The sequence below is a fragment of the Paenarthrobacter sp. AB444 genome (assembly GCF_028736865.1).
Classification (GTDB): domain Bacteria; phylum Actinomycetota; class Actinomycetes; order Actinomycetales; family Micrococcaceae; genus Arthrobacter; species Arthrobacter nicotinovorans_B.
This window is the reverse complement of sequence record NZ_JAQZBY010000005.1, coordinates 215,994-242,480: the sequence shown is the minus strand read 5'-3', so window position 1 is coordinate 242,480 and position 26,487 is coordinate 215,994. Positions and strand designations below refer to the sequence as shown.

Annotated in this window: 22 protein-coding genes; 14 read left to right on the top strand and 8 right to left on the bottom strand. The window is 64.0% G+C overall.

All coding sequences use genetic code 11. The features are described 5' to 3' along the window. Positions 1-69 precede the first annotated feature (69 nt). From PQ627_RS09030 to PQ627_RS09020, 3 genes are all read right to left on the bottom strand, one after another. Positions 70-1,152, bottom strand: coding sequence for a hypothetical protein (locus PQ627_RS09030; protein WP_274260206.1), 1,083 nt, complete (start codon positions 1,150-1,152; stop codon positions 70-72). Between the two features lie 37 nt (positions 1,153-1,189). After that, complete coding sequence (locus PQ627_RS09025) at positions 1,190-1,705, bottom strand: hypothetical protein (protein ID WP_274260203.1); 516 nt, start codon at positions 1,703-1,705, stop codon at positions 1,190-1,192. Between the two features lie 589 nt (positions 1,706-2,294). Continuing rightward, on the bottom strand, positions 2,295-2,471 hold the full coding sequence (locus PQ627_RS09020; RefSeq protein ID WP_018778855.1) for a hypothetical protein: 177 nt from the start codon (positions 2,469-2,471) through the stop codon (positions 2,295-2,297). Between the two features lie 369 nt (positions 2,472-2,840). Between PQ627_RS09020 and pucL the strand changes: the two genes are divergently transcribed. Both pucL and PQ627_RS09010 read left to right on the top strand, forming a co-directional pair. Beyond that, a complete protein-coding gene (pucL, locus tag PQ627_RS09015) occupies positions 2,841-3,755 on the top strand; it encodes a factor-independent urate hydroxylase (protein WP_186313586.1) in 915 nt (304 codons plus the stop codon). A 166-nt stretch (positions 3,756-3,921) separates the two neighbouring features. Continuing rightward, the gene (locus PQ627_RS09010; protein WP_186313585.1) at positions 3,922-5,439 is read left to right on the top strand and encodes a nucleobase:cation symporter-2 family protein; all 1,518 of its coding nucleotides are present in this window, start codon (positions 3,922-3,924) and stop codon (positions 5,437-5,439) included. A 170-nt stretch (positions 5,440-5,609) separates the two neighbouring features. Here the strand turns inward: PQ627_RS09010 and PQ627_RS09005 are convergent, their stop codons facing one another. Beyond that, positions 5,610-6,365 carry an IclR family transcriptional regulator gene (locus PQ627_RS09005; protein WP_144661369.1) on the bottom strand — a complete coding sequence of 252 codons (756 nt, stop codon included), beginning with the start codon at positions 6,363-6,365 and terminating at the stop codon, positions 5,610-5,612. 221 nt (positions 6,366-6,586) lie between these two features. On the opposite strand from PQ627_RS09005, the gene PQ627_RS09000 reads away from it, so the two are divergent. From PQ627_RS09000 to PQ627_RS08970, 7 genes are all read left to right on the top strand, one after another. Continuing rightward, positions 6,587-7,987 carry an NAD-dependent malic enzyme gene (locus PQ627_RS09000; protein WP_144661368.1) on the top strand — a complete coding sequence of 467 codons (1,401 nt, stop codon included), beginning with the start codon at positions 6,587-6,589 and terminating at the stop codon, positions 7,985-7,987. 34 nt (positions 7,988-8,021) lie between these two features. After that, positions 8,022-9,620 (top strand): malate synthase A, encoded by a 1,599-nt coding sequence (gene aceB, locus PQ627_RS08995; RefSeq protein ID WP_144661367.1) that lies wholly within the window; start codon positions 8,022-8,024, stop codon positions 9,618-9,620. A 1-nt stretch (position 9,621) separates the two neighbouring features. After that, positions 9,622-10,884: a DUF6986 family protein gene (locus tag PQ627_RS08990; protein WP_274260194.1), complete on the top strand. Its 1,263-nt coding sequence runs from the start codon at positions 9,622-9,624 to the stop codon at positions 10,882-10,884. A gap of 14 nt (positions 10,885-10,898) precedes the next feature. Beyond that, positions 10,899-11,711, top strand: a complete 813-nt coding sequence (locus tag PQ627_RS08985; RefSeq protein ID WP_144661365.1) for a bifunctional allantoicase/(S)-ureidoglycine aminohydrolase — start codon at positions 10,899-10,901, stop codon at positions 11,709-11,711. A 248-nt stretch (positions 11,712-11,959) separates the two neighbouring features. Then, positions 11,960-12,544: a DinB family protein gene (locus PQ627_RS08980; protein ID WP_274260193.1), complete on the top strand. Its 585-nt coding sequence runs from the start codon at positions 11,960-11,962 to the stop codon at positions 12,542-12,544. A gap of 169 nt (positions 12,545-12,713) precedes the next feature. After that, positions 12,714-13,187 carry a sensor histidine kinase gene (locus PQ627_RS08975; RefSeq protein WP_274260192.1) on the top strand — a complete coding sequence of 158 codons (474 nt, stop codon included), beginning with the start codon at positions 12,714-12,716 and terminating at the stop codon, positions 13,185-13,187. Between the two features lie 107 nt (positions 13,188-13,294). Continuing rightward, positions 13,295-15,475, top strand: a complete 2,181-nt coding sequence (locus PQ627_RS08970) for a transglycosylase domain-containing protein (RefSeq protein WP_274260191.1) — start codon at positions 13,295-13,297, stop codon at positions 15,473-15,475. A 75-nt stretch (positions 15,476-15,550) separates the two neighbouring features. Here the strand turns inward: PQ627_RS08970 and PQ627_RS08965 are convergent, their stop codons facing one another. After that, on the bottom strand, positions 15,551-16,282 hold the full coding sequence (locus tag PQ627_RS08965; protein ID WP_274260190.1) for a glutamine amidotransferase: 732 nt from the start codon (positions 16,280-16,282) through the stop codon (positions 15,551-15,553). A gap of 239 nt (positions 16,283-16,521) precedes the next feature. Between PQ627_RS08965 and PQ627_RS08960 the strand changes: the two genes are divergently transcribed. Together PQ627_RS08960 and PQ627_RS08955 are read left to right on the top strand one after the other, a co-directional pair. Beyond that, complete coding sequence (locus PQ627_RS08960; RefSeq protein ID WP_274260232.1) at positions 16,522-17,688, top strand: MFS transporter; 1,167 nt, start codon at positions 16,522-16,524, stop codon at positions 17,686-17,688. Between the two features lie 174 nt (positions 17,689-17,862). After that, positions 17,863-19,206: an ammonium transporter gene (locus tag PQ627_RS08955; RefSeq protein ID WP_274260189.1), complete on the top strand. Its 1,344-nt coding sequence runs from the start codon at positions 17,863-17,865 to the stop codon at positions 19,204-19,206. 62 nt (positions 19,207-19,268) lie between these two features. Here PQ627_RS08955 and PQ627_RS08950 read toward each other — a convergent pair whose 3' ends face one another. Then, on the bottom strand, positions 19,269-19,865 hold the full coding sequence (locus tag PQ627_RS08950; protein ID WP_274260188.1) for a J-domain-containing protein: 597 nt from the start codon (positions 19,863-19,865) through the stop codon (positions 19,269-19,271). Between the two features lie 254 nt (positions 19,866-20,119). Next, positions 20,120-22,423, bottom strand: coding sequence for a bifunctional SulP family inorganic anion transporter/carbonic anhydrase (locus tag PQ627_RS08945; RefSeq protein ID WP_274260187.1), 2,304 nt, complete (start codon positions 22,421-22,423; stop codon positions 20,120-20,122). Positions 22,424-22,667: 244 nt separating this feature from the next. Between PQ627_RS08945 and PQ627_RS08940 the strand changes: the two genes are divergently transcribed. Genes PQ627_RS08940 through PQ627_RS08930 form a run of 3 tightly spaced genes read left to right on the top strand, consistent with a single transcriptional unit; the run spans position 22,668 to position 25,902 of the window. Continuing rightward, on the top strand, positions 22,668-23,777 hold the full coding sequence (locus PQ627_RS08940; RefSeq protein ID WP_274260186.1) for an acyl-CoA dehydrogenase family protein: 1,110 nt from the start codon (positions 22,668-22,670) through the stop codon (positions 23,775-23,777). Continuing rightward, positions 23,771-25,135, top strand: a complete 1,365-nt coding sequence (locus PQ627_RS08935) for a bifunctional PIG-L family deacetylase/class I SAM-dependent methyltransferase (RefSeq protein ID WP_274260185.1) — start codon at positions 23,771-23,773, stop codon at positions 25,133-25,135. Before PQ627_RS08940 ends, PQ627_RS08935 begins: the two co-directional genes overlap by 7 nt. Further along, positions 25,132-25,902: a glycosyltransferase gene (locus PQ627_RS08930; RefSeq protein ID WP_274260184.1), complete on the top strand. Its 771-nt coding sequence runs from the start codon at positions 25,132-25,134 to the stop codon at positions 25,900-25,902. Before PQ627_RS08935 ends, PQ627_RS08930 begins: the two co-directional genes overlap by 4 nt. On the opposite strand, the gene PQ627_RS08925 is transcribed toward PQ627_RS08930, so the two are convergent. Then, positions 25,899-26,477, bottom strand: a complete 579-nt coding sequence (locus PQ627_RS08925; RefSeq protein ID WP_274260183.1) for an adenylate kinase — start codon at positions 26,475-26,477, stop codon at positions 25,899-25,901. The two genes, PQ627_RS08930 and PQ627_RS08925, sit on opposite strands and share 4 nt — an antisense overlap. Positions 26,478-26,487 lie beyond the last annotated feature (10 nt).

The window sequence follows — 26,487 nt, the reverse complement described above, 5'->3', positions numbered from 1 at the left end:
GCGTTTTCGCAGCTTTCCAGCGGTCTCGCGCCGTGGGTCGCGTCGATCTCCAGCGTCGACGCGGCCCGGCTAGATCGCGATCTTGTAAATGTGGTGCGTGTACTCGTTCGCGAACGAATCAGTAAACTTGCCACCCTGGACCGGGATGCTCCGATTCTCGCCCACGACCTCTACCTGCGTGCCTGTGATTCCTGCCGGCAGGGTGAAGGTCCTGGACCCGGTGGCGCCATCCTTGCCCATGGCAAAGACATACGCGGAGCCATCCTTGACCTTCAACATCGAGTCGATGCCCTGACCGAAATTCCACACATACGACTGTGTGTTGATCACCGGAGCGAGCTCCTTGATCTGGTTGTTCACGACGCCGACCGCTGCCACTTGATCCTTGAGGCACGGGGTACCTTTGAGCCGCGCATCGGCGAAGGCGTCCCCACTGATGCAGTCGTTGATGTTTTGCTGGTCCGGCGACTGGCTGAACCAGACAATTCCACGGGCCTCATGGATGATGCTCGCCCACACCTGGGCCTTTGTCTGCTCCGGCGTGAGCTGCCGGTAGCCTCCTGTGGACCCGCCCGTGGACACGACTGTCGGGAGAGCCCAGATGGGAGCCTGCACACCGCGGGCCGCATTGACCTCGTTTTGCAGCGAGATGATCTTGCCGTAGCTCGACGCCGTCCGGCAGTTCGCCGTCACGATCGGGTTCTGGCCGGCGGGCGTACGCCACCGAAGCTGGTTATCACCCCAGTCGCACTGCGGTACGGCGTAAAAGTACTGATCCACCGAGTTCACGTTGGCTGTGTTGTAGTAGTCCACGCTGAACTGCATGGACCGGTCGTAGGTGAGGATTCCGGACGTCCAGTTTGAGTAGGTGAAGCGGCCCGTTGTGGCGGGATCAGACTGCGCCGCCAGCGAACGCATATGCGCCAGGCCCGATGCAGTGTCGAATCGGCCGTCCACCTCATCATCCAGGAGCGTCCCCACTTGGCTGGCCCAGCCCGCGGGGGCGTCAGTGGGCGAGAACAACGTGTACATGCCGTTGGCCGTGATGCCCGCAGAAGGGGTTGCAGGGTTGCCTTGTGCGTAGGTGTTGATCCCGAGCGCTTTGTCGTACTTCAGCTGCGCGTCGCTTCCCGGTGAGCCGTACCAGACCACGATCGGCAGGAACGTTGGATCGTCCCAGCCTGCTGCGTCAGCTTTCGGGAATCGCTTCCAATAGCTCGGACCGCCATCCCAGGGGATCCGGGCAAGGGCATCGAGGTTGCCCGGGGTGGGGGTTGGGGTCGCCGTTGGGGTGGGGGTTGGGGTCGCCGTTGGGGTGGGGGTTGGGGTGGCGGTGGGCGTTGGGGTGGCGGTGGGCGTTGGGGTCGCGGTGGGCGTTGGGGTCGCGGTGGGCGTTGGGGTCGCGGTGGGCGTTGGGGTGGCGGTGGGCGTCGGGGTCGACGTCGGTTCCTCCGTTGGCGTCGAGGTCCCAGTGGGCGTGGGCGTTGGTGTCGACGTCGGTTCCTCCGTCGGCGTCGCCGTCGCCGTCGCGGTTGGTTCCGCTGTCGCCGTCGCGGTTGGTTCCGCTGTCGCCGTCGCGGTTGGTTCCGCTGTCGCCGTCGCAGTTGGTTCCGCTGTCGGCGAGCCGGTCGCGGTTGGCTCCGCGGTCGCCGTCGACGTTGCGGTAGGGCTTTCGGTGGGCGGGGGCGTTCCCGGGTCCGTGCACCCGGCGAGGGCCAACGCGAGCACCGCCCCGAGCGTGAAAATAGTGGGTTTCATGACATTGATTTCCTTTGGGTAGCAGCCGCAAACGAAGCTGCTGCGTTGCCGGATCCCCACTCCCGGCTCTCTTTTTCTCCTGCAAGGCAGGGTTTATCAGCCGGGATCCACATCCCGGCACAGCTCGATGACGAGCGTCAGTCTTTGCCCGACCTGCTGCAATACGACACGTGCGGACGAATGTCCGGCGCCATCGAGCCAGCAAGTGCGGCCCGCAATGGGGCCGCAACGGCCCATTTAAGAACCCGGAGGGCGGCCGTCAGGCCAGCTTACGTGATCTAGACCACACGCCGTCGGAATGTGACGCCGGCCCATTCCGGCCAACTCCGGCCAGTCCGGCGTCTGCGGGAACGCGAAATCGCCGGAACACGTCCATTTCGCAGGGAAGCTTCCGGCGATTTGGCGCTCTTCCCGCGACTTCGAAGACGGGATGCAGGTGAGCACGCGGGCAGGCGGGCACAACAAAGCGGGCGACACCTCCCCAGGTGTCGCCCGCCCTTGGCTCTGTTGCGCAGAGTCCGCGCCCCTGTTGCAGATCAGGGACGCTGCCGGCCGAACACCGGGAGCGCGCGGAGCCAACGGGAGAACCCGCCGGCTTTGCGGTCGCAGTCGGCCGGAATGTAGAAGTCCGGATCTGTCGCACCAAAGGGCAGGTACAGTTCCTGGCCCGGTGCCGGGAATTCCACGACGCTGTTCGTATCCTTCGAGTCCATCTGTTCCTCCTCTTTCTTGTGCGCAGTTTCCGCTCTTCGGAAAATTTTTATTGTTATGTGGAAAGTCTAAGCAGTCGGCGATCGAGCCGTCAAGACCCCCGAACCAGCCACGGGAAGTTGCCCCGGTCACATTCGGATAGTTCATAACGATCCCCGGAGACCCATGTACACAAAGCGAAATCATGCGCTACTCTCGAATGAGTTCGTGGCGTAGGTCACGTAACCTGAGAGCAGCAGGCAGGGTCGTAATGAGCTGGCATCCATGGATGCCGGCTCTTTTTTGTTGGGTCGGCGCCACCAGAAACGCAGTGGAAACACGCGCTTAATTTCATTGATGGAACGTAGGTTCCACCGCACAGAAGTTGGGATATGACCATGAGCAACAACATCGTCCTCGGCGAAAACCAGTACGGCAAGGCAGAAGTCCGCGTCGTCAAGGTCACTCGGGATACAGATCGCCACCACATCGAAGACCTGAACGTCACCTCGCAGCTGCGGGGCGATTTCCAGGCCGCACACCTTGAGGGCGACAACGGCCACGTCGTTGCCACCGACACGCAGAAGAACACCGTCTACGCGTTCGCCCGTGAAGGCATCGGCTCCCCCGAGTCCTTCCTCCTGCGCCTCGCAGACCACTTCACCGGTGGATTCGACTGGGTAACCGGCGGCCGCTGGGAAGCCGAAGCCTACGCCTGGGACCGCATCCAGGCCCACGGCGAGGGTCACGACCACAGCTTCGTCCGCAACGGACAAGAGGTGCGTACCGCCGTCGTCGTCCGTGATGGCGCAACCACCCACGTCGTCTCCGGCCTCAAGGACCTGACCGTCCTGAAGACCACACAGTCCGGCTTTGTCGGCTACCCGCGCGACAAGTACACCACCCTGCCGGAGACCACCGACCGCATCCTGGCAACCGACGTATCCGCCCGCTGGCGCTACAACACAAACCTGGACGTCTCAAGCACCGATTTCAACAAGAGCTACGACGACATCAAGGCACTCCTGCTCGAAGGCTTCACCGAGAACTACTCCCACGCACTGCAGCAGACGCTGTTCGACATGGGCAAGAAGGTCCTGGAAGCACACAGCGAAGTTGCCGAGATCAAGTTCTCCATGCCCAACAAGCACCACTTCCTGGTTGACCTGAGCCCGTTCGGCCTGGACAACCCCAACGAGGTCTTCTTCGCCGCGGATCGCCCGTACGGCCTCATCGAAGCAACCGTCCAGCGCGAAAACATCGAGGCTGCACCCGTTGCCTGGAGCGGCATCGCCGGCTTCTGCTAAACCGCACCACCCTTCGGAGTTCTTGTACAGGTAATGCCCTTGAGCGCCCCCTTTAGAGGCATTACCTGTACAAAACCCGACCCCAAAAACCCCACAACCAAAGATTTTGTTAGCCAGACACAGTTAGCCAGACGAAGACGTCTGCCATGAACCCAGAAAGTCTGCCATGAACATCAAGAAGAAGTCCCGCCCCGCGAATACCACCTCGTCCAGCGAGCCACAGCGGAACCGTCCGGAGCGGCCCGAGGACAAGCGCCTCTCCATCGGAAGCACCTTCGCCTACGGTTTCCAGCACGTGCTGACCATGTACGGCGGAATCATCGCCCCGCCGCTGATCATCGGTGCAGCCGCCGGCATGTCCTCGCAGGATATCGGCCTCCTGATCGCAGCCTGTTTGTTTGTGGGCGGCCTCGCCACCATCCTCCAGACGGTCGGCATCCCGTGGTTCGGCTCCCAGCTCCCGCTAGTCCAGGGTGTTTCCTTCGCCGGCGTTTCCACCATGGTGGCAATCGTCCAGGGCGGCGGCGGAATCCAGGCGGTGTTCGGTTCAGTGATCGTGGCGTCGCTGATCGGCTTGGCCATCACTCCCCTGTTCTCCAAGATCATCAAGTTCTTCCCGCCTGTAGTTACCGGCACGGTGATCACCACCATCGGCCTGACACTGATGCCGGTCGCCGCGAACTGGGCCATGGGCGGCAACGCCAAGGCTGACAACTACGGCAGCATTGCCAACATCGGACTCGCAGCAGCCACCATGGGCGTGGTCCTTCTCCTGAGCAAGGTGGGCAACGCCGCCATCTCCAGGCTCTCGATTCTGCTGGCCATGATCATCGGCACCATCATCGCGTTGATCGCCGGCATGGCAGATTTCTCCAAGGTTGGCCAGGGCGACATTGTCGCTTTCCCGACCCCCTTCGCTTTCGGCGCCCCGACCTTTGAGATCGCTGCGATCATCTCCATGCTGATCGTCATCCTAGTGACCCTTACGGAAACCTCCGCGGACATCATCGCAGTCGGCGAAATCGTTGACACCAAGGTGGACTCCCGCCGCATCGGCGACGGTCTCCGCGCAGACATGCTCTCCAGCGCCATCTCCCCGCTGTTCAACTCCTTCACCCAGAGCGCCTTCGCCCAAAACGTGGGACTCGTTGCCATTACGGGCATCAAGAGCCGCTTCGTAGTCAGCGCCGGCGGCCTGATCCTGGTTGTCCTGGGCCTCCTGCCGATTCTCGGCCGGGTTGTCGCAGCGGTTCCGACGCCCGTCCTGGGCGGTGCCGGCGTCGTACTCTTCGGTACGGTTGCCGCCAGCGGTATCCGCACCCTCGCCAAGGTCGAATACAAGAACAACATGAACCTGATCATCGTCGCTGCCTCGATCGGCTTCGGCATGATCCCGATCGCCGCACCGAAGTTCTACGACCAGTTCCCGTCCTGGTTCTCCACGATCTTCCACTCCGGCATCAGCTCGGCCGCAGTCATGGCGATCATCCTGAACATCCTGTTCAACCACTTCAAGGCCGGCAACTCAGAGAACCAGTCGGTGTTCGTTGCGGGCACGGAACGGGTGGTCACGCCCGAGGACATCAAGTGCCTCGAACATGGCGACCGCTTCGAGAACGGCAAACTGATCGACGCCGACGGCAACGAGGTCCCGCTCAAGAGCACCTCGGCGTCCGAGCACTAGCTCGGTAGCTCGCGGCGAACAAGCAAGACGGCAGTGTTTCCTTGGGGGCACTGCCGTCTTTCGCCGGCTTAATAACATGCGCAAAAAACCCCGCCGAGTTGGCAGTTAATGGCAATGTCTGCGGGAAACACTGTCATTAAGTGCCAACTCGGCGGGGAAAAGAGCTGGTGTTAGTTCTGGTTGAGCTCCGCGGAGATCGCCAGGGCCGCCTCCCGCAGCATGGGCACAGCGCGGTCGGCGAAGCTCTGGTCCACGCGGGTGATGGGGCCGGAGACGGAGATGGCGGTGGGCGTCGGAGCGTTGGGCACGGCCATGGCGAAGCAGCGCACGCCAAGCTCCTGCTCTTCCTCGTCAATGGAGTAGCCACGTTCGCGGATGAGCTTCAGGTCCGCCAGCAGGGAATCGATGTCCCCGATGCTCTTCGCCGTGGGGGTGGGCATGCCGGTGCGGGCAACGATGCCCCTGACCTGGTCGTCGTCCAACTGGGCCAGGATGGCTTTGCCCACGCCGGTGTCGTGCGTGTGGGCGCGGCGGCCGACCTCGGTGAACATGCGCATGGAGTGCATGGAGGGGACCTGGGCTACGTAGATGACCATGTCGGAATCGAGGACGGCCATGTTGGACGTCTCGCCGAGCCGCTCCACCAAGGTCTTCAGCTGGGGACGGGCCACAGCGCCGAGCTGCTTGCTGGCACCTTCGCCCAAGCGGATGAGCCTCGGGCCCAGGGCATAGCGGCGATTGGGCAGCTGGCGGATGTAACCCAGCGAAACCAGCGTGCGCAGCAGGCGGTGGATGGTGGGCAGGGGCAGGTCAGTGGACGACGAAAGTTCGCTCAGGGTGACATCGCCGCCCGCGTCCGTGATCAGTTCCAACAGTTCAAAGACGCGCTCAACGGACTGCACGCCTCCGGAGGCTTTTTCAGCCATTCCCTTGTCTCCAATGACTCAGATTCCGACAACTCTTATCCACATCGTGAAAAGAATTGCTTAGAACACCCAAGATACAGCACGAGGCGCACCTCCGCGATGACACCGAACATGACCAAGCAAGGGGTTGTGTTTCCACTTTGTAGATAATAATATCCATAATACGAAAACATTCAGTTTGGAACGGCGGCCCGGGAACGGGCCTTACAGGAGGAATTTCAATGGCGAATCCGAGCCCCGGAAACTCGATCACCCTGCGCGTCGCCGCACCGTCGAGCTTCACCGCTACCAGTGAGCTGGCAGCAGCCGTCGGCGCAGCCGGTGCCGCAATCACCGCCCTGGACGTCACGGAATCCCACCACGAGACCATCGTTGTCGACGTCACCTGCAACACCACCGACGACGACCACGCAGCACGCGTCAAGGACGCCCTGAACGCCCTCGACGGCGTCACCGTCCAGCACGTCTCGGACCGCACCTTCCTCATGCACCTCGGCGGCAAGCTCGAGGTCGTCCCCAAAGTAGCCCTGCGCAACCGCGACGATCTTTCGCGTGCCTACACTCCCGGCGTCGCGCGTGTCTGCATGGCGATCGCAGAAGACCCGGCCGCCGCCCGCAACCTGACGGTCAAGCGCAACACCATCGCGGTCCTCACGGACGGATCGGCCGTGCTGGGCCTCGGCAACATCGGTCCCGCCGCCGCGCTTCCGGTCATGGAAGGCAAGGCTGCGCTGTTCAAGCAGTTCGCGAACGTCGACGCGTGGCCCGTCTGCCTCGACACACAGGACACCGAAGAGATCATCAAGATCGCCAAGGCAATGGCCCCCGTCTACGGCGGCATCAACCTCGAGGACATCGCCGCGCCGCGCTGCTTCGAGATCGAGAACCGCCTCCGCGAAGAACTGGACATCCCCGTCTTCCACGACGATCAGCACGGCACCGCGATCGTTACCCTGGCAGCCCTGGTAAACGCGCTGCGCGTCGTGGACAAGAAGCTGTCCGAGGTCAAGATCGTGGTTTCGGGCGTCGGCGCTGCCGGCTCGGCCATCATCCAGCTCCTCAAGGCCCAGGGCGCGCAGCACATCATTGCCGCTGGCCGCTCGGGCGCCATCCACTCGGGCGAGAAGTATGACGACGAACACCGCAGCTGGATCGCCGCGAACACCAACGAAGAGGGCTTCTCCGGATCCCTCCACGACGCCCTCAAGGGTGCGGACGTGTTCATCGGCGTCAGCGCCCCGCACGTGATCGGCGAAGAGCAGGTCGCTTCGATGGCCGAGGACGCGATCGTCTTCGCCATGGCCAACCCGACGCCGGAAATCGATCCCGTGATCGCTTCAAAGCACGCAGCCGTGGTTGCCACGGGTCGCAGCGACTTCCCGAACCAGATCAACAACGTGCTGGCATTCCCAGGGTTCTTCCGTGGCCTGCTGGACGCCGGGGCTTCGGACATTACGCCGGACATGCTGGTCGCAGCCGCAGAAGCCATCGCCAACCGGGTAGCTGACGAGGAGCTGAACGCGAGTTACATTATCCCCAGCGTCTTCGATCCGCATGTTGCCGCCGATGTAGCGACCGCCGTAGCCAACGCTGCGCACGCCAACGCCGCCAGCGCTCTCTAGTACCGGCGCATACAAGAAAAAGGAATCCGCTCACATGGCTATCACAGTCACCGATCCCCGGCCGATCGATCGCGCCGAGGAAATCCTCACCCCCAAGGCCCTGGCCTTTATCGAGGAACTCCACAAGAACTTCGCAGGGACCCGCAACGAACTGCTCCAGGCCCGCAAGGCCAAGCGCCAGAAGGTTGCCGAGACCAGCCGCTTGGACTTCCTCCCGGAAACCCGGGAAATCCGCGACGGCGACTGGAAGGTTGCCGAGGCACCGGCAGCTTTGCAGGACCGCCGAGTTGAAATGACCGGCCCGGCGACCCCCGCCAAGATGGCCATCAACGCCCTCAACTCCGGTGCCAAGGTGTGGCTCGCCGACCTCGAAGACGCGTCCACCCCCACGTGGCCCAACGTCATCGACGCGATCCTCAACCTGCGCGACGCCGCCCAGGGAACCCTCAGCTACACCTCCCCCGAAGGCAAGGAATACCGCCTCCGCACGGACGCTCCCCTGGCAGTCGTTGTGGCCCGCCCGCGTGGCTGGCACATGGAAGAGAGCCACCTGCTGATCGACGGCGAACCGGCTGTCGGCGCGCTGGTGGACTTCGGTTTGCACTTCTTCCACATCGCCAAGCAGTTGCTCCTCAACGGCCACGGCCCGTACTACTACCTGCCCAAGATGGAGAGCCACCTCGAAGCACGCCTGTGGAACGACGTCTTCGTCTTCGCCCAGGACTTCCTCGGCATCCCCCAAGGCAGCATCCGCGCCACGGTCCTCATCGAGACCATCCCCGCCGCCTTCGAGATGGACGAGATCCTTTACGAACTGCGCGACCACGCGTCAGGCCTGAACGCCGGCCGTTGGGACTACCTCTTCAGCATCATCAAGTACTTCCGTGATGCCGGCGAGGAATTCGTCCTCCCCGACCGCGCCACCGTCGCCATGACAGCCCCGTTCATGCGCGCCTACACCGAACTCCTGGTCAAGACCTGCCACAAGCGCGGAGCCTTCGCCATGGGTGGCATGGCCGCCGTCATCCCCAACCGCAAGCAGCCGGACGTCACCGCCGCGGCCTTCGAAAAGGTCCGTGCCGACAAGACCCGCGAAGCAAACGATGGCTTCGACGGTTCGTGGGTTGCCCACCCTGACCTGGTGTCCACGTGTCGCGAAGTGTTCGACTCCGTCCTCGGCGACCGCCCGAACCAGATCGACAAGCAGCGCCCCGAGGTGAACGTCACTGCCGAGCAGCTGATCGACGTCGCCTCCGCCGGCGGTACCGTCACCGAAGCAGGCCTGCGCCTGAACCTCTATGTCGCCGTCGCCTATACCGGCGTCTGGATCTCCGGCAGCGGTGCGGTGGCCATCCACAACCTGATGGAAGACGCCGCGACGGCGGAAATCTCCCGTTCGCAGGTGTGGCAGCAGCTGCGCAACAAATCCATCCTCGCTGACACGGGCAACACGGTCACGCGCGAACTCGTCACCCGCATCCTCGGCGAAGAGACCGAGCGCCTGCGCATCGAATTCGGCGACGAGAACTTCACCAAGTACTACGAGCCCGCGTCCAAGCTGATCGAGGACATCTGCCTCTCCGACGAGTACACGGACTTCCTCACCACGCCCGCGTATGAGCTGGTGGGCTGAGATGGGTTCGTTCTCCTCTTCCGACCTGGCCCACATCGAGAACCAGCTCGCCGCCACGGACCAGTTGCTTGACCGCAACTACCCCGGCGACGACGGTTCCCGCCAGCCCATCCACACCGTCTACGTGCCGGCCGACCGCTTTACGCCCACTTTTGTGGCTGATTGGGGCGCCCAGGCACTCGCGACGGCGGAGGCTCACGGTGGCCTCGAAAAGCTGGGACAGCTGCTGGGCCAGGAGCCCGACCTCGCTGCCGCAGTCGCGGCCCGGGTTGCTGCCAAGCTCGCTTCCGAGCCCATCGAGGACCTCCGTCTGGACTTCGAAGACGGCTACGGTGACCGGGGTGACGAGGCAGAAGACGCCGACGTCGTTGTTGCCGCCAAGGCCGTTGCTGCTGCGGTTGCGGCCGGGACGGCGCCGCCGTTCATCGGCATCCGCTTCAAGTGCTTCGAGGCCCCCACCCGGGCCCGTGGTCTTCGGACGTTGGACTTGTTCGTTACCACGCTGGCTGAGGCCGGGGAGCTTCCCGCAGGGCTGATCCTCACCCTGCCCAAGGTCACCACGGTGGCCCAGGTCCAGGCCATGGACTACGCGGTCTCCCGCCTCGAGGAAGTCCTCGGACTCCCCTCCGGCCGGCTCCGCTTCGAGGTGCAGGTGGAAACCCCTCAGCTCATCCTCGGCGCCGACGGAACCTCTCCCGTGGCACAGCTGCCGCACGTGGTCCCCGGCCGCATCAGCGCACTGCACTACGGCACCTACGACTACAGCGCATCCCTCGGCATCTCCGCGGAATACCAGTCCATGGAGCACCCAGTGGCCGACTTCGCCAAGGAAGTCATGCAGCTCGCCGTTGCCGGTACGGGCATCCGCCTCTCCGACGGCTCCACCAACATCATCCCCGTGGGTGACGCAGTGGAAGACGCCTGGAAGCTGCACGGCCGACTGGTCCGCCGCTCCCTGGAGAACGGCTACTACCAGGGCTGGGATCTCCACGCCGCCCAGCTCCCCAGCCGTTTCTCGGCGTCGTACGCTTTCTACCGCGAAGGCCTGCCGGCCGCGGCGCTGCGCCTGCGCAACTACGTCGAGCGGACCGAAGGCGGCGTCATGGACGAGCCCGCCACCGCCCGTGCCCTGGCAGGCTTCGTCCTCCGCGGTGTCCAGTGCGGCGCAGTGGGGACCGACGAGGTCAAGGCGCTTGCCGGCGTCGAACTTCCACAGCTGACCGCACTGGCGCACCCGCGGCTCGCACAACCGACTTCCCACTGATTAGGAGCACCTTGATGGGCAACTATTACTACCCGACCGGTGGCTTGCCGCCGCAGACCCACCTGACCACCGAGCGGGCCATCGTCACCGAGGCCTACACCGTGATCCCCAAGGGCGTCCTTACGGACATCGTGACCAGCAACCTGCCGGGCTTCACCAACACGCGGTCCTGGATCATCGCGCGTCCGATCTCCGGCTTCGCCACCACGTTCTCGCAGCTGATCGTGGAGATCGCTCCGGGCGGCGGTGCTCCGAAGGCAGAGTTCGAGCCGGGCGTCGAAGGCGTCGTGTTCGTGACCAAGGGCCAGCTCAACCTGACCCTCGACGGCGAACTGCACCACCTCGAAGAGGGCGGCTACGCCTACCTTGCGGCAGGTGCGGAGTGGGGCGTGGAGAACGTCTCCGACGACATCGTGTCCTACCACTGGATCCGCAAGGCCTACGAGCGGCTCGAGGGCTACGAGGCGAAGTCCTTCGTGACCAACGAGAAGGACATTGAGCCCACGTCCATGCCGGACACCAATGACGTCTGGAAGACCACGCGCTTCACGGATTCCAGCGACCTCGCGCACGACATGCAGGTCAACATCGTCACGTTCCAGCCCGGCGGCGTGATCCCCTTCCCGGAAACCCACGTCATGGAGCACGGCCTGTACGTCCTGGAGGGCAAGGCCATGTACCTGCTCAACAACGACTGGGTCGAGGTTGAGGCCGGTGACTTCATGTGGCTGCGCGCGTTCTGCCCGCAGGCTTGCTACGCGGGTGGGCCGGGCGAGTTCCGCTACCTGCTGTACAAGGACATGAACCGCCAGGTAAAGCTGACCTGATTTACGCCGAGATCGCCGGAACGCTGCCCTTTCGCAGGGAACGTTCCGGCGATTTCGTCGTTTTCCGGCGATTTCGGCGGTTTGCCCGCGTGGCTGCTAACCCGCCGCGCCGAGATCGCGGGAACGCTGCGACTTCGCAGGGAAGGTTCCAGCGATTTCGCGATCTTCCAGCGAATTCGCGGGCAGCAGGGCCGAGTTCGCGGAACACTGCGAGAACCACGGACAAGGCACTTCGGTAGAGTGCACCCATGGATGACAAAGCAACGTTGCTCAACTATCTCCGAACCCGCCGCCAGGACCTACTCGGCAAAGTCGAGGGCCTCAGCGAATACGATGCCCGCCGGCCCATGACGCCCACGGGAACCAATCTGCTGGGCTTGGTGAAACATGTGGCCAGTGTGGAACTCGGCTACTTTGGGGAAACGTTCGGACGCCCCAACGGTCGCGATCTCCCCTGGTACGAGGACAACGCAGAGCCCGATGCCGATATGTGGGTTCCGGCAAACGAGAGCATGCAGGACATCATCGACCTCCACCACTTCTCCGCCAAACGCAGCGACGAAACCATCGAGGCTCTCCCCTTGGATGCCCCCGGTGTCGTCCCGTGGTGGTCCGAGGAAAAGAAGAACGTCACCCTGCACCAGATCCTGGTCCACATGTGCGTCGAGACGGCCCGCCATGCCGGACACGCGGACATCATCCGGGAACTCATTGACGGACAAGCCGGGCAAAGGCCAAATGACCCCAACATCCCTGAACGCACCACAGACGAACTGGCCGCCCACCGTCAGCGCATAGAAGAAGCTGCCCTGGAAGCAGAAGGACGGCTTTAGCGAACCCTTCAAATCCCCTGCCCGCCGCCACGCAAACTTGATCCGAAATTGAGCTAATCGAAAAGGTTCCTTGATATAGCCGCGCCACGCTGGATTCAAGCGGAAGACCAAACCAGAGGCCTTCCGACAACGAATTTCCGGTATGGAACACAAAGACGTGGGGGAACCAATGGAACAGGCAGCAGCTCCAACAGAAGTAAGGGCAGTCCGGGGCATCATCCAGGACCAGAACCCCGTCGACTTCTACGCTCTGGGCGTCGCAGGATGCATCGACAGGCTCGCCGCACCGCTCCGCCGGGCCGGGGTGACCGTCCACTGGCAGACTCCCCACCACGGCATCGAGATCTCTTCCTCCGCGGCGGCCCTGCTCTATCACGTGGCGCAGGAAGCCTTCAGCAACACGTTGAACTACGCGAACGCCTCTGAACTGACCGTCCGCCTCAACGCGGTGTACCACGGGATCCAACTCACCATTACGGACGATGGCGACGGCTTCGAGATCCACGCTGCACCCAGCGGCCGCCGTCACGGTTTCGGGCTGCTGCTGATGTCCATCGCAGTTCACGACGCCGGCGGGACAGTCGACATCGACTCCAGCGTTGGGCGGGGCACCAGTGTGCGGGTGACGCTGCCGCTGGATTGAGTCCGTTTTGGGACCTTTATTGGGTACCTGACCCATGGAACAGCTGACGATCCGGACGTATTCTGTAGCTACTTTTCAGCCTGGCATCCCTACGGATTGGCACGAAAATGGCGCGGAACAACAAAAGACCCCTGGGTCTGGGCAAGGTCCTGTTGCGGGTCTTGGCGTTTTTCGTCGTGAGCCTGCTCTGCGGGGTGTTGATCTCCGGCTTCGTGGTCCCGGTAGTTGCCTTCACCAGCACCACAGTGGGCGGATCCATAGGGTTCTACGAAAGCCTTCCCAGTGAGCTGGATGTGGAGTCGCCCTCCCTTTCCAGCAAGGTGGTCACCGCGGACGGCCAACTCATCGCGACGTTCTACGCGGAGAACAGGGTCAAGGTTCCCCTCGAGGATATGTCGCCCTTCATCCGCGAAGCGATCGTGGCCATCGAAGACAGCCGCTTTTACGAGCACGCCGGTGTTGATGCACACGGAATCATGCGGGCCTTGACCTCCAACTTGACCAAGGGAACCAAACAGGGCGCCTCCACGCTGACGCAGCAGTACGTGACCAATGTGCTGAATGAATCACGGCTCTCGCAAGGCCGCCCGGAGGATGTAGTACTCAGCGGCGAAAAGACCGTGGGAGACAAACTGCGCGAGATCAAGCTTGCCCTGGAGCTGGAGAAGCGATTCACCAAGGACCAGATCCTCGAGGGATACCTGAACATCGTGTTCTTCAACCGGAATGCCTATGGCATCGAAGCCGCGTCGCGGTACTTCTTCAGCACCTCCGCGGCGGACCTGACGCTCCCCCAGGCTGCATTGCTGGCCGGGTTGGTGAACGGACCCAGCATCTACGATCCCACCGTGGACCCCGCCGCGGCGTTGGCACGGCGGAACCTTGTCCTTGACCGGATGCTGGAGCAAAAGATGATCACGGCCGTGGACCATGGGGTTGCAGTGGCCACTCCCGTGGAATTGCAGATTACCCCGTCCCTGCAAGGCTGCGCCGGAGCTGCGATCGCCACCTATTTCTGTGATTACGTATCGCACCTCATCCTCAACGACGAGGCCTACGGTGATACTGTCCAGGACCGTGAGAGGCTGCTCTACCGGGGCGGGCTCACCATCACCACCACCTTGGACAGCAGGCTGCAGGCAGTCGCACAACAACAGGTGGACGCCTCCGCCGGCGACAACCCGGACAAGTGGGGCGCTGCGATGACCACGGTGCAGCCGGGCACGGGCAAGATCCTCGCAATGGCACAAAATACAGTCTTCGTCCCCCAGGACGGAAAGTTCGATACCCAACTGAACTTCAACGTCGATGCCAAAGATGAGAACGGCTATGACCTCAACGGGGCCGGAGGATTCCAGCCCGGCTCCACCATGAAGCCGTTCATTTACGCCGAGTGGCTCAACGAAGGCAAGAACCCCACTGCTGTGGTGGATGCCTCCCGGAGGGTCTACCCCGTGGGCTTCCCCTGGCGTTCCAGTTGCGGCAAGGTGCTGGGCGGCTACAGCACCGCGCAAAAAGCACAGAACCTTGGGGCGGATGACGATCTCCAGAACAACGACCCCGGCTACTACCGACCCATGCCGATCAATTACGGCCTTTACAACTCCATCAACACGGCCACCTTCGCCACGGCAGCCCAGCTGGACTTCTGCGGAATCCAGCGCATGGTGGACACTGTTGGCCTTCACAGCGGTTTGGATAATGCACCGATCAACATGCACCAGATCGGCAACCTCCTGGGCTCCATCGGCGTCGCGCCTGTCATCCTGGCGAGCGCCTACGCAACCTTCGCCAACGACGGCACCTACTGCACGCCCATCGCCATCACGGGGATCAGCGACGCCCAAGGACGGGAATACGAAGCCCAAACGCCCGACTGCCGCGACGCCGTCAAGCCGGCCGTCGCGCGCGGCGTCAACGCCGTCCTGCAGGACGTGCTCAAGCTGGGTTCCGGCGTCTACATCGAACCTAAAGTCCAAAGCCGGGTTCCGGTAGCGGCCAAGACCGGCACGTCCAACAACAACGGTGCCACCTGGGTGGCCGGGTACACGACGACGCTCGCCACGGCGTCGTTCTTTGGAGACACGACGGCGGGACAACAGCGGGCGGGTCAAAACGTCACCATCAACGGGAAGTTCTACAAGTCCTTGGACGGCTACATGATCGCCGGCCCGCAGTGGGCCAATTACATGATGGAAGCCACGGCACTCTACCCGAGCGGGCCGTTCCCGGCACCAGCTCCCCCGCCCGCACCACAGCCCAGCACTTCTCCTCCCGCGGCGCGGTAAGCCGGGGGCCCCTGCGTTGCGAGGCCTGCTCTGCGCCCCAAGGTGTCTCCCAAGCACGCAAAGCAGGCCCCACAACTAGTGTGCGTACCGCTGCGTGAAGTTCCGGAGCACCCGCATGGGTTCCCGCACGGACGTCTCCCGGGCAGCTGCAATGAGCGCCTCGGCTTCGTGGGGCGGAAAGTACCCTGCGTTCTTGTAGATGTTGATACGGGTGATGAGCCCGTCGGCGTCGAGCTCCGGATGGAACTGTGTGGCATAGAGGTTGTTCTTGATCCGGAACATATGAACGGGGCACGCCGCTGAGCTCGCCAACAACACCGCGTGGCCCGGGAGTTTGCTGCATGCCTCTTTGTGCCCGACGAACGCCTCGAAGGTCAATGGGACACCCTGCAGCATGGGATCCCGTTCCCCTTCCGCGGTCAGCCTGATCTCCGTGGCGCCCACCGGTTCACCGAAGCGCCGGTCTATGAGAGCGCCTTGGTGTACTCCCAGCGTTCCGACGCCGTAGCAGGCACCCAGGAAAGGGAAGTCCTCAGCCACGATCCGGTCCAGCAGGGCCGAGAGCTCAGCTTCGACACGAATCTGGTCAGGGCTCTTGTCCTCCACAGGGTCGCTGGATGTGTACGGGCTCCCGCCGACGATCACCCCGGAGTAGTCCGCCAGATCGATGGGCGGCATGGGGCCGGATTCCAGGCGGACGCGGACAAGTTGGGGCTCCTCCAAGCCGCAATAACGCAGGTAGGCCTGGTATTCGTCATCGGCTGCGGCGTCTTCGGCGCGGGTGGCCAGCAGGAGGAACGGCTTCACAGGCCCAGTGTGCGGGAGGTTGCCCGCAGATTCCAAGTGCTGGGTGGGTCTGACAGACACTCCCTCCGCGGGCGTTCGTTGCGTAGCGTTGTGATTGTTCGCGCTAACGCCCCGAAACGCGACCCACACCAAAGGAGACGTCTTTGACGCAGGACCCTGCCGCGGCAGACACCCAGCAAGCGCCCAGGCCAGAGGAGGCGACATCCCGGGACCAGCCAGCAAGCCACCGGCCGGCCAAGATCCCGTGGGGTGGCCTGTTGGTGCTTGCAGCTGCCGGCTTCACCGCGGTAACAACGGAACTCCTGCCCTCCGGGTTGCTGCCCCAGATCAGCCGGGACCTGGGCGTGGAGGAATCAGCCGTAGGTTCACTGACGGCGGTATACGCGGCCATTATCGTGTTCACTGCCCTGCCCCTCTCGCGTTTCCTGGCCGGAAGGGTGCCCCGGAAAACCCTGCTGATAGCGACCGTCCTGGCCTTTGCGCTGAGCAATGTCCTGCTGGCATTGAGCCCCGCCTTGGGGTGGGCCATCGGTGCCAGGCTTCTTGGCGGCATCGCACACGGCATGCTGTGGTCCAGCATGGCGCCCTTCGTGGCACGAATCGTTCCGGCCCACTCCGTTGGCAAGGCCATGGCGGTTGTGTTCAGCGGCAACAGCATCGCACTCGCCGTGGGCGCTCCGATCGGCACTCTCATGGGATCACTGATGACGTGGCGGGCATCCTTCCTCGTCCTGGCGGGAGTGGGTGTGCTCTTGGCGGTGCTTGCTTTCTGGCTTCTTCCCGGAGCCCATGATCACGGCAGCCGAAATGTTCCGTCACTGCGGGCGGCAATGAAACTGCCGGGTGTGGTCGCCATCGCCATCGCCTGGCCCTCGCTGTTACTGGCCCATTTCACGCTCTTCACCTACGTTGCGCCGTTCCTGCTCGCATCAGGTCTTCCTGAATCCGCCACAAGCCTGTCCCTCTCCGTGGTGGGAGTGGCCAGCCTGGTGGGCATCTGGATTGCCGGCATGACCGCTGACTCCCACCCACGGCGTTCGGTGATTGCCGCCGTCGCACTTTTGACGCTGGCTTTCGCCCTGCTGCCTGCGGTGGGCGGCACCTGGGTGGGCGCTTTTGGCCTGATGACATTGTGGGGAATCGCGTTCGGTGCTGTAGGTATCTACAACCAGGCGGCGATCCTGCGCGCGGGCGGAGAGCACAAGGACGCTGCCAACGGTCTCACGGTGGTGACCATCCAACTGGGCATCGCCGTCGGCGCTGTGTACGGCGCATTCGCCCTCACGAGCTTCGGCGCCCAACTGGTTCCGCTGGCAGCTGCGATTCCGACGGCGATAGCGCTGGCGATCATCATCGCCAGCCGCCGGGGCGGCTACCCTGCGGGGCCGCGGGAGAAGCGCCGTTAACATCCTTGAAACATGCCAGTGACCTGATCTTCACGAACCGGAGATTTCTGTAACTTATCTGCAACTTTGCTCTTCTGAGTCGGAAACATAGCTCACCGAATATTGATCGGGGGGCAAGCGAGGGCCGGATTCGTCCAGCCCGTTTCGGACAGGCTTGATAAGAAGGGAACGCAGGTGGAGATCTCTGCGCAGAACGTCTGGATGATGTTGTCGGCGGCAATGGTGCTCTTCATGACCCCGGGCCTCGGTTTGTTCTACGGCGGCATGACCCGCGCCAAGGCAGCACTGAACATGATCATGATGAGCTTCATCTCGGCCGGCATCGTGGGCGTCGTATGGGTCCTTTGGGGCTACTCGATGACCACCGGCGACGGCTTCCTTGGGCTGTTCGGCAATCCCTTCGCTCACTTCGGCCTGCAGGACCTCGTAGGCACCCCCGATCTCATCAAGGCAACCTTCGCTGCGACCTTCGCCATCATCACCGTCGCACTCATCAGTGGTGCCATCGCCGACCGGGCCAAGTTCGGAGCCTGGGCGCTGTTCGTGCCGATCTGGGTCACCGTTGTGTACTGCCCCTTGGCCTACATGGTGTGGGGCGGCGGCCTGATGAGCGCCGGCGGTGCAATCACCGAAGTCTTCGGCCAGGTGATCGACTTTGCCGGTGGCGCAGTAGTTGAGGTCAGCTCGGGAACAGCCGCTTTCGTCCTCGCCTTGATCGTGGGAAAGCGTCACGGATTCGCCAAGGACCCCAACCACCGCCCGCACAACGTCCCGTTCATCATGATCGGCGCAGCAATCCTGTGGTTCGGGTGGTTCGGCTTCAACGGCGGTGCCGCGACCACAGCCGAACAGGCCGGCCTGATCTGGGTCAACACGCTGGTAACCCCTGCCGCGGCGATGCTCAGCTGGCTCGTTGTCGAGAAGATCCGTCACGGCCACCCCACGTCCCTGGGCGCGGCATCCGGCGTCGTTGCCGGCCTCGTGGCCATCACCCCCTCCTGCGCCAACATCACCCCGCTGGCCGCTGTTGGCCTGGGCCTTGTGGCGGGAGCCGCCTGCGCCGTGTTCGTTGATTTGAAGTACAAGTTCGGCTTCGACGACTCCCTTGATGTGGTGGGCGTGCACTTCGGCGCCGGCGTCATCGGCACCCTTTCCCTCGGCTTCATCGCTACCCCCGTTGACGGGGTTGGCGGCGGCCTCTTCTACGGCGGCGGACTGCAGCAGCTCATCGCGCAGACCGTGGCTGTCATCATCACGATCGCCCTGTCCGGCCTGGGCACCCTGGTGATCGGCCGGATCATCAACAAGACCATCGGCTTCCGTGTTCCGCACGAGCACGAGATCACCGGAGTGGACCTCACCCAGCACGCCGAGTCCGCCTACGAGTTCGGGCTCACCGCGCACGGCCACTTCCGCCAGCAGCAGGCACACCTGTCGGCGTTGATCACGCGGAAGCCTGCCGCTTCCCAGTCCGTCGAAGCCAAGGAAGACAGCCTGGCTGACGCCACCACAACCTAAACAGCAGCCGACGGCGGGACCCGGGTTCCGCCGTCGGCTGCTGTTGTGCGCGACCCTGCCGGTCAGCCGGAGCCGTTCCACAGGCGCTGCCACCACGTGCGTTTGGTTTCCGTCACGGGTTCCGGTTCCGCTGGTGCTGAGGCGGCTCTGCGCTCCCACCACCGCTGGACCTCGGAGTCCACCTCCCGGAGCTTTGTGATCACCGGAGGGCCGCCCTGCAACTGACGCCTGGCTTCGATGACCCTCTTGTTGAAGTCTTCCAGGATGTCCCGGACCTGTTTTTCGGTGTATTGCTGGTCCAGCTTTTCGTCGAGTTCGGCGTCTTCAATCCGCAGCAGGATGGCGGGAGGGCCGATCCCGCTCAGGCGTTCACGCTGGATCAGACCCTTGACCCACCAGTCGGGATCGTAGTGCTCGCCGAGCCCGGGAATCGGTTTGCCCGCGTACTTCAGGTTGTCGAATTTCCCTTGGTTCATGGCATCGCGGATCAGGTATTCAACGCGGGCGGCGTCATCGACCTTCCGGCGTTTCTCGCGTTCCTCGGCCTCCGCGGCTTCGAGCTCGGCGTCTTCCTGCGCATTGCCGCCCCAGCCGCGCACGGCACGAAGTTCCGCCCCGCGTTCGAGCCTCCGCCTGAAAGCGTTGTTCCCGTCATTCACTGTGTGGGCCACCTCCTCGAACGGCAGCCCTCGTCTGCCGGAATTCGTGGTTCTACGTCCAGTATTCCGCACCTTTCAATGGTTAATCCCGTACCCACGGAAGCGTCATTGAAACCACTGGGCGAAGCGTGTGCCGCCACCACCTGCTTTGGCACGGAAACTGCACCGACACGCCGTGGGTACGGCGTGTCGGGGCAGTTTCGCGGCCTAATGTGGGTGGCGGCGGCGCGGGCCGGGGCTCGGCCGCACCTGACTTAGCGGACGGCCATGCTCGGGTCCAACTGCTCGATTCCCTCGGGCGTTACCAGGACCACGCGGGCCGTGCAGATGTCGTAGAACAGCCCCGTTGCCTGCACCTGCCCTGAAGCCAGTGCGGGTCCCGTGACGGGGTGCTCGGACAATTTACCCAGCTGGATGGCCACATTCACCATGCTCAGCTGATCCAGGCGGCTGAAGCCCTCGACTTCGGCGGCACGGGCTACGGGGTGTCCGGCAAGGAGTGCCTGATAGCTGGGCCGTGCATGCTCAAGCCAGGTATCGAACCCGCGTCCCAATCCGGCATCCGAACCCTCGGCATCCGCGATCACAGCCTTCATGGCTCCGCAATTGGAGTGGCCACAAACGACGATCGAGTCCACGGACAAGGCCTTCACCGCGAAGGCCAGCGTTGAGTCGATCGAAGCGTCGTGGTCATCGCTGCACACTACGTTGCCGATGTTCCGCAGCGTGAGCAGATCGCCGGGACCGCTGCTGGTGATCAGGTTGGGATTCACGCGTGAATCGACGCAGGCCACGAACAAGGTGTCAGGGTTTTGTCCCTCGGTGAGGTCCTGTACCAACGGCCGGACCTTGTCTGCGTGCCGGCGATGGTATTTGTCGATGCCCAGGAGGATGGACCGCAGCGGCGGGTGGGGGTCGCCGTCGTCGTTGTTCCTCTGGGCTGCCGCGTCCGCCGGCTGCCACGTCGTGCGCGGCGGAAGCGGGAATTCACGCGGTTCCTGGCGCTGGGGCGTGTTGTCCTCCGCGTCGGTGAAGGCGGTGGTGCCGTGCTCCTCCACCACCACGGTCGCGCCGCTGTTCCGCTGCTGTTTCTCCCAGGCCACCAGGGATTCGCGGAAAGCGTGGTCGAGGTAGTCGGCGTTGAGTTCCACCACTGCGTCCTGGCCTTCGGGAACGGAGTGAAGGACCCGGTTGAGCCGGGGCAGCGCGAAGAAGCTGCACGAGCCGGCGATGGTCACCCGACACGGCAGGCCGGTCCCGGCTGGGGCGTGCGCCTGGATCTGGGCCCGGAGTACCCGCCACAGCACGCACAACGCGGCGAGGGCCAGGCCAATAATGACCCCCTCCAGCAGATTCAGGACCACAACGCAGACCACGGTGACGGCATAGACCAGCAGATCACCGGTGCGAAGACTGGTGCGGATATCGGCCACCTTGATGAGCTTCGCGCCGATCACCAACAGCAAACCTGCCAGGACGGACAGCGGTATCAGCTGGATGAGGCCCGCGAACAACGCGGAGAACACCAGGACCCAGACGCCGTGCAGGATTGCGGATGTCCGGCTCTTCGCACCGGCTTCAACGTTGGTGGCGCTGCGGACGATCACGCCGGTCACCGGCAGGCCACCGAGCATGCCGGAGACCATGTTCGCCGAGCCTTGGCCGACGAGTTCGCGGTTGAGGTTGGTGCGGATCCCGCCATGCATCTTGTCGACGGCGACGGCGGAGAGCAGGGACTCAATGCTGGCAATCAGCGCCACGGTGATGACGGCCATGGCGGCGGCGCGCCAGTTGCCGTCGGGCAGGCTGGGGAGGGCGACGGCGTCGAAAATCGAACCGCTGAAGCTGATCCGCTCCACGCCTGGCGCCACCGCAACGGACAACGCCGTGACGGCAACGACGGCGGCAAGCGGCCCTGGCACTTTTCGCACCGCGGCGGGAAGGAACTTCCAAGACAGCAGGATCGCGACGACGGCAAGCCCCAACAGCGCCGAGTGCAGCTCGACGTTGGTGACGGCGGCAGGGAGCGCGGTGAGGTTTTCGACGGCGGACCCTGCGGCTTGCCCGCCGAGCAGCACATGGAGTTGCTGCAAAATGATGGTGATTCCGATGCCCGCGAGCATGGCCTTGACCACCACCGGCGACACTGCCAGCGCGGCTCGGCCGATACGGCTGACACCCATGAGCAACTGCACGACGCCGGCACCCACCGTGATGGCGCACGTCACCTGCCAGCCGAACTCGGCAACCAGACCGGCGACGACGACGGTCAGTCCCGCGGCGGGGCCGCTCACCTGAAGTGGGGAGCCCCCAAGGCTGCCGGCGACAATTCCGCCCACGGCCGCGGCAATGAGGCCAGCCATGATGGGCGCTCCGGAGGCGGCGGCGATTCCCAGGGACAGCGGGAGGGCTACGAGGAAGACCACCAGCGATGCGGGAAGGTCGGCGCCGAGGTTGCTGAGGAAGCTGGGTTTCCCGGTGCTGGGCTGGCTGGTTTCCGGTCCCGGCGGGCTGTGGGAGTCGGCGGGGATGGTGGCGGATTCGTTGGATTGGGGCATTGCGTTCTCCTGGCTCGGAATGTGACCCTTCCAAGCTACGGAATCTGTCATGCCCAGTGACAAGTAGATGTGACTCGCATGACAAAAGTTGTGAAGATGCGATGTCATGTGGCGACAAAGGGGAACTTTTGCAGGGGGTGGGCTCGTTGGGGGCTGTCGGCCTATGAGCGACGGCGGGCACCACCCGCCGTCGTTCCTTTTCCGCCCGCAGCTAAACTAAGGGTCCTTAGAATAGGCTGGGTCCATGAGCGCACCCGACCCCCAGCCCGTACGCATCAGTTCGGTCCCCGTACAGCTCCAAGCGCTGGAGCCGTTGCTCCACCAGGTGCACGCCGCGGTGGGCGATGTCCCGGCCCTGCTGGCTATCGCAAAGGACATTGGGCAGACGGCCCCCCTGCCCGGTGAAGGCAACACGGCCAAGCTATGGGAACTCCTCGCCTCAGTAACGGCAGTGGATGTGGCCGCGGGGCGGGTCCTTGAGCCCCACTTGGATGCCCTCGCGATCCTGTCCCAGTCCGGCGTCGAAACCGACACCACGGGTGCTTGGGGAGTCTTCGCCGCCGAGGGGCCGGGGATGAAACTCGAAGCCAAGCGGACCGCCAACGGCAGCTTCGTCCTCAGCGGCTCCAAACCGTGGTGCTCGCTGGCCCAGTACTTGGACGGCGCCGTCATCACAGCGCACCTTCCGGACAACGGCGCACGGGCCGCGTTCGCGGTGAACCTGAAGGACCTTGGCGTGACGGCAGAGACCCCTGCCTGGACAAGCCGCGGCCTGCAGGAAATCCCCAGCGGCACAGTTCACTTCGACAACGTTCCGGCCATCCCCGTCGGCGGCGATGACTGGTACTTCAAGCGCCCCGGATTCGCATGGGGTGGCATGGGCGTGGCCGCCTGCTGGCTGGGCGGCGCTGTCGCAGTAGCAAGGGACTTCGCCGCGGCCCTAACAAAGGCCGCGGCCAACGGCCGCGAACCGGACCAGATTGCGTTGGCCGCTTTGGGAGACATCGACCGCACCATCAGCGGAGTCATCGGCTACCTCGCCCAGACGGCCGAACGCATCGACGCCGGCGAGGCGTACGCCGTCGAGCTCGACGCCGAGGCCGATCCGGACGACGCCAGCCGGGACAACCCAAGCCCCTGGAGCGATGCCCTGCGTGTCCGCGGAACTGTAGCGGCCGCCGTCGAGCGCGTCCAAAACTTGGTGACGCAAAACCTGGGCCCCGGCCCGCTGGCGTTCGATGAGGCTTACGGAAAGCGCATGGCGGACCTGTCCTTGTACATCCGGCAGCACCATGCGATGCGCGACGATGCCCAGCTGGGCGGCCTGACACTGAAGGGGGACCGCAGTTGGTGACCTTTACGCACGCCGATACCGGCACGTCCGAGGCCGATTGGGCGCGCAGCGGCGTCGCCGCCCTCCCCGAGCTCGCCTTGGACCATGACGAACTCGCGGGCATGACGTTCGTAGTGCTCGCGGCGCATCCGGACGATGAAACCCTCGGCGCGGGCGGCTTGGTCGCCAAACTGCACGCTGCGGGCGCGGACGTGAGGTTCGTGCTCTGCACTGCCGGGGAGGCGTCGCACCCGGAATCGCCCACGACGACGGCGGAGCAGCTTGCCGCTCTCAGGCTCACAGAGTTCGACGCGGCTGTGTCCGGGCTGGCTCCCAGCGCGGACTGGCGGTTTTTGGAACTGCCGGACGGACAACTGGCAGCCAACGCGGACCGGATCTCGGCCGCGGTGCGGGAGGTCATTTCATCATCAGGGCGGCCGGCGGAAAACGTGGCCATCATTGCCCCCTACCGTTCGGACGGACACACCGACCACGACACCCTTGGCTCGACGGCTGCGGAGGTCGCCACAACCGGCGGCCACGGCTTGCTGGAATACCCCATCTGGTACTGGCTGTGGGCGGGCCCGGACGAAGGATCGTGGCGTGAGTGGGTCCGGGTACCGCTCTCGGCCGCGGAGCAGGAGGCCAAGGCCAACGCCATGCGCGCCCACGCCTCACAAACGGAACCCCTGTCCGCAGAGCCCGGCGATGAGACCCTGCTTTTAAGCAGCTTCCTGGAGCACTTCGGCAGGTCGTGGGAGACCTTCGTGTGGCACCCTTCCACGGCTGGCAACAACAGCGCCAAGGATGCGGAACGGATTTTCGACGAGGTCCACTCCAGGGAGGCAGACCCCTGGAGCTACACCACCAGCTGGTACGAACGGCGGAAGCGGGCGCTGACCCTGGCTGCCTTGCCCGAGGAATCCTATGAATCGGGCTTGGAACTGGGCTGTTCCATCGGCACACTGAGCCAGGAGCTCGCGGAACGCTGCCGGACTTTCCTCGGCGTCGATGCCAGCAGCACGGCCCTGGAAGAAGCCCGCAAACGCCTTCCCGCACACTCTTCGGCCGGGTTCCGCCATGTCACCGTGCCACATGAGTGGCCTGAGGGTACCTTCGATCTGGTGGTGTTGTCCGAGACCGGTTACTACCTCTCACCGGACGAACTCAACGAACTCCTTGCACGGATCCAGACCTCCACCCGGCCCGGAGGCACGCTGCTTCTGTGCCATTGGCGGCACCCGATCTCCGGCTGGCAGCTCGACGCGGAGGCGGTGCACGCTATGGCCCGGACCACTCTTCAGTGGCCGACGCACGGGCTGTACCGGGAGAAAGACTTCATCCTGGAGGTCCTCGTCGCTCCGGACACGGCGACATGACAACTCCGGCAGCGCAGGGCATCCGGCAGGTGACTGTGGTGATGCCCGCCCACAACGAGGACAAGCACATCGGCCAAGCGCTGGCTGCGCTCGGAACGGCAGCGGACGCTCTGCAGCAGGCGCGGCCGGAGATTCAAGTCGCCGTCACCGTCGTCCTGGACAGCTGCACTGACCGCTCGGCGGACATCACGGCCGCCTACGTGGCAGGCGATCCCCGGTTCAGTTCGATGAACGTTGCGCTCCGCAGCACGGGGTCCAGCCGGCGCCAGGGCATCCGCGCAGCATTGGCGTCGCTGCACCAGGCTCAGCTGAACCCGGCTCAGCCCGGTTCGCTGCAGGCACTTTGGCTCGCGAATACCGACGCCGACTCCACAGTTCCGGCGAACTGGCTGACCCGCCAAGTGGAGCTTGCCAACGATGGAGCCGATGCCATCCTGGGCTCCGTGGAACCTGACCCGGACGACCTCGACCCATCACTGTTGGGGCGATGGTTGGAACTGCACCCGTTCCGCGAGGACCACCAGCACATATACGGCGCGAACCTGGGAGTCCGGGGCTCCGCGTACCTGGCGGCGGGCGGATTTCCCAAACTTCGGGCGCACGAGGACCGTGTCCTGGTGGAACGTCTTCGTAGCCATGGATTCAGCGTGGTTGCTACGGATACTACCCGCGTCCTGACGTCCGGGCGCACTCACGCCCGCGCACCAGAGGGCTTCGCGGCCTACCTTCGCGTGCTCGGAGCTGAACTTCCAGCGGCAACAGGCTAGGGCGCCAACACCTTTTCGACGGCGGCAATGGCGGCGGTCGTGATGTCCTCACGCTCGCCCGATCCATCAACAGTGAGCAGGATCCCGCGCTGCTGGTAGGCCGACAGCACAGACTGGGTCTCATCCCGATACAACTCCAAACGGCGTTGAATCACATCCTCGGTATCGTCGCGGCGCCCCTGTTCCTTTGCACGAAGCAGCATACGGGCCACCAATTCATCATCCGGCACAGTGAGCGCAAGGACGACTCCCAGAGCCTGTCCCCTCATGGCCAGCAACTCGTCCAAGGCCCCGATCTGCATCACCGTCCGCGGATAGCCGTCCAGCAGGAAGCCATTGGCCGCGTCGACTTCCTCGAGCCGCTGTTTGAGCATGTTGGTGGTGACGTGGTCCGGCACGAACTCCCCGCGGTCCATGTAGGCGCCCGCTTCCAAACCGAGTCCGGTCCTCTCCCGGGCGTGGGCGCGGAACAGGTCCCCCGTTGAGATGGCCGGGACGCCGAAATGCTTGGCGATGTGGACCGCCTGAGTGCCTTTGCCGGAACCCGGAGGGCCCATGATGATGATTCGCGCCATGACACTGGTC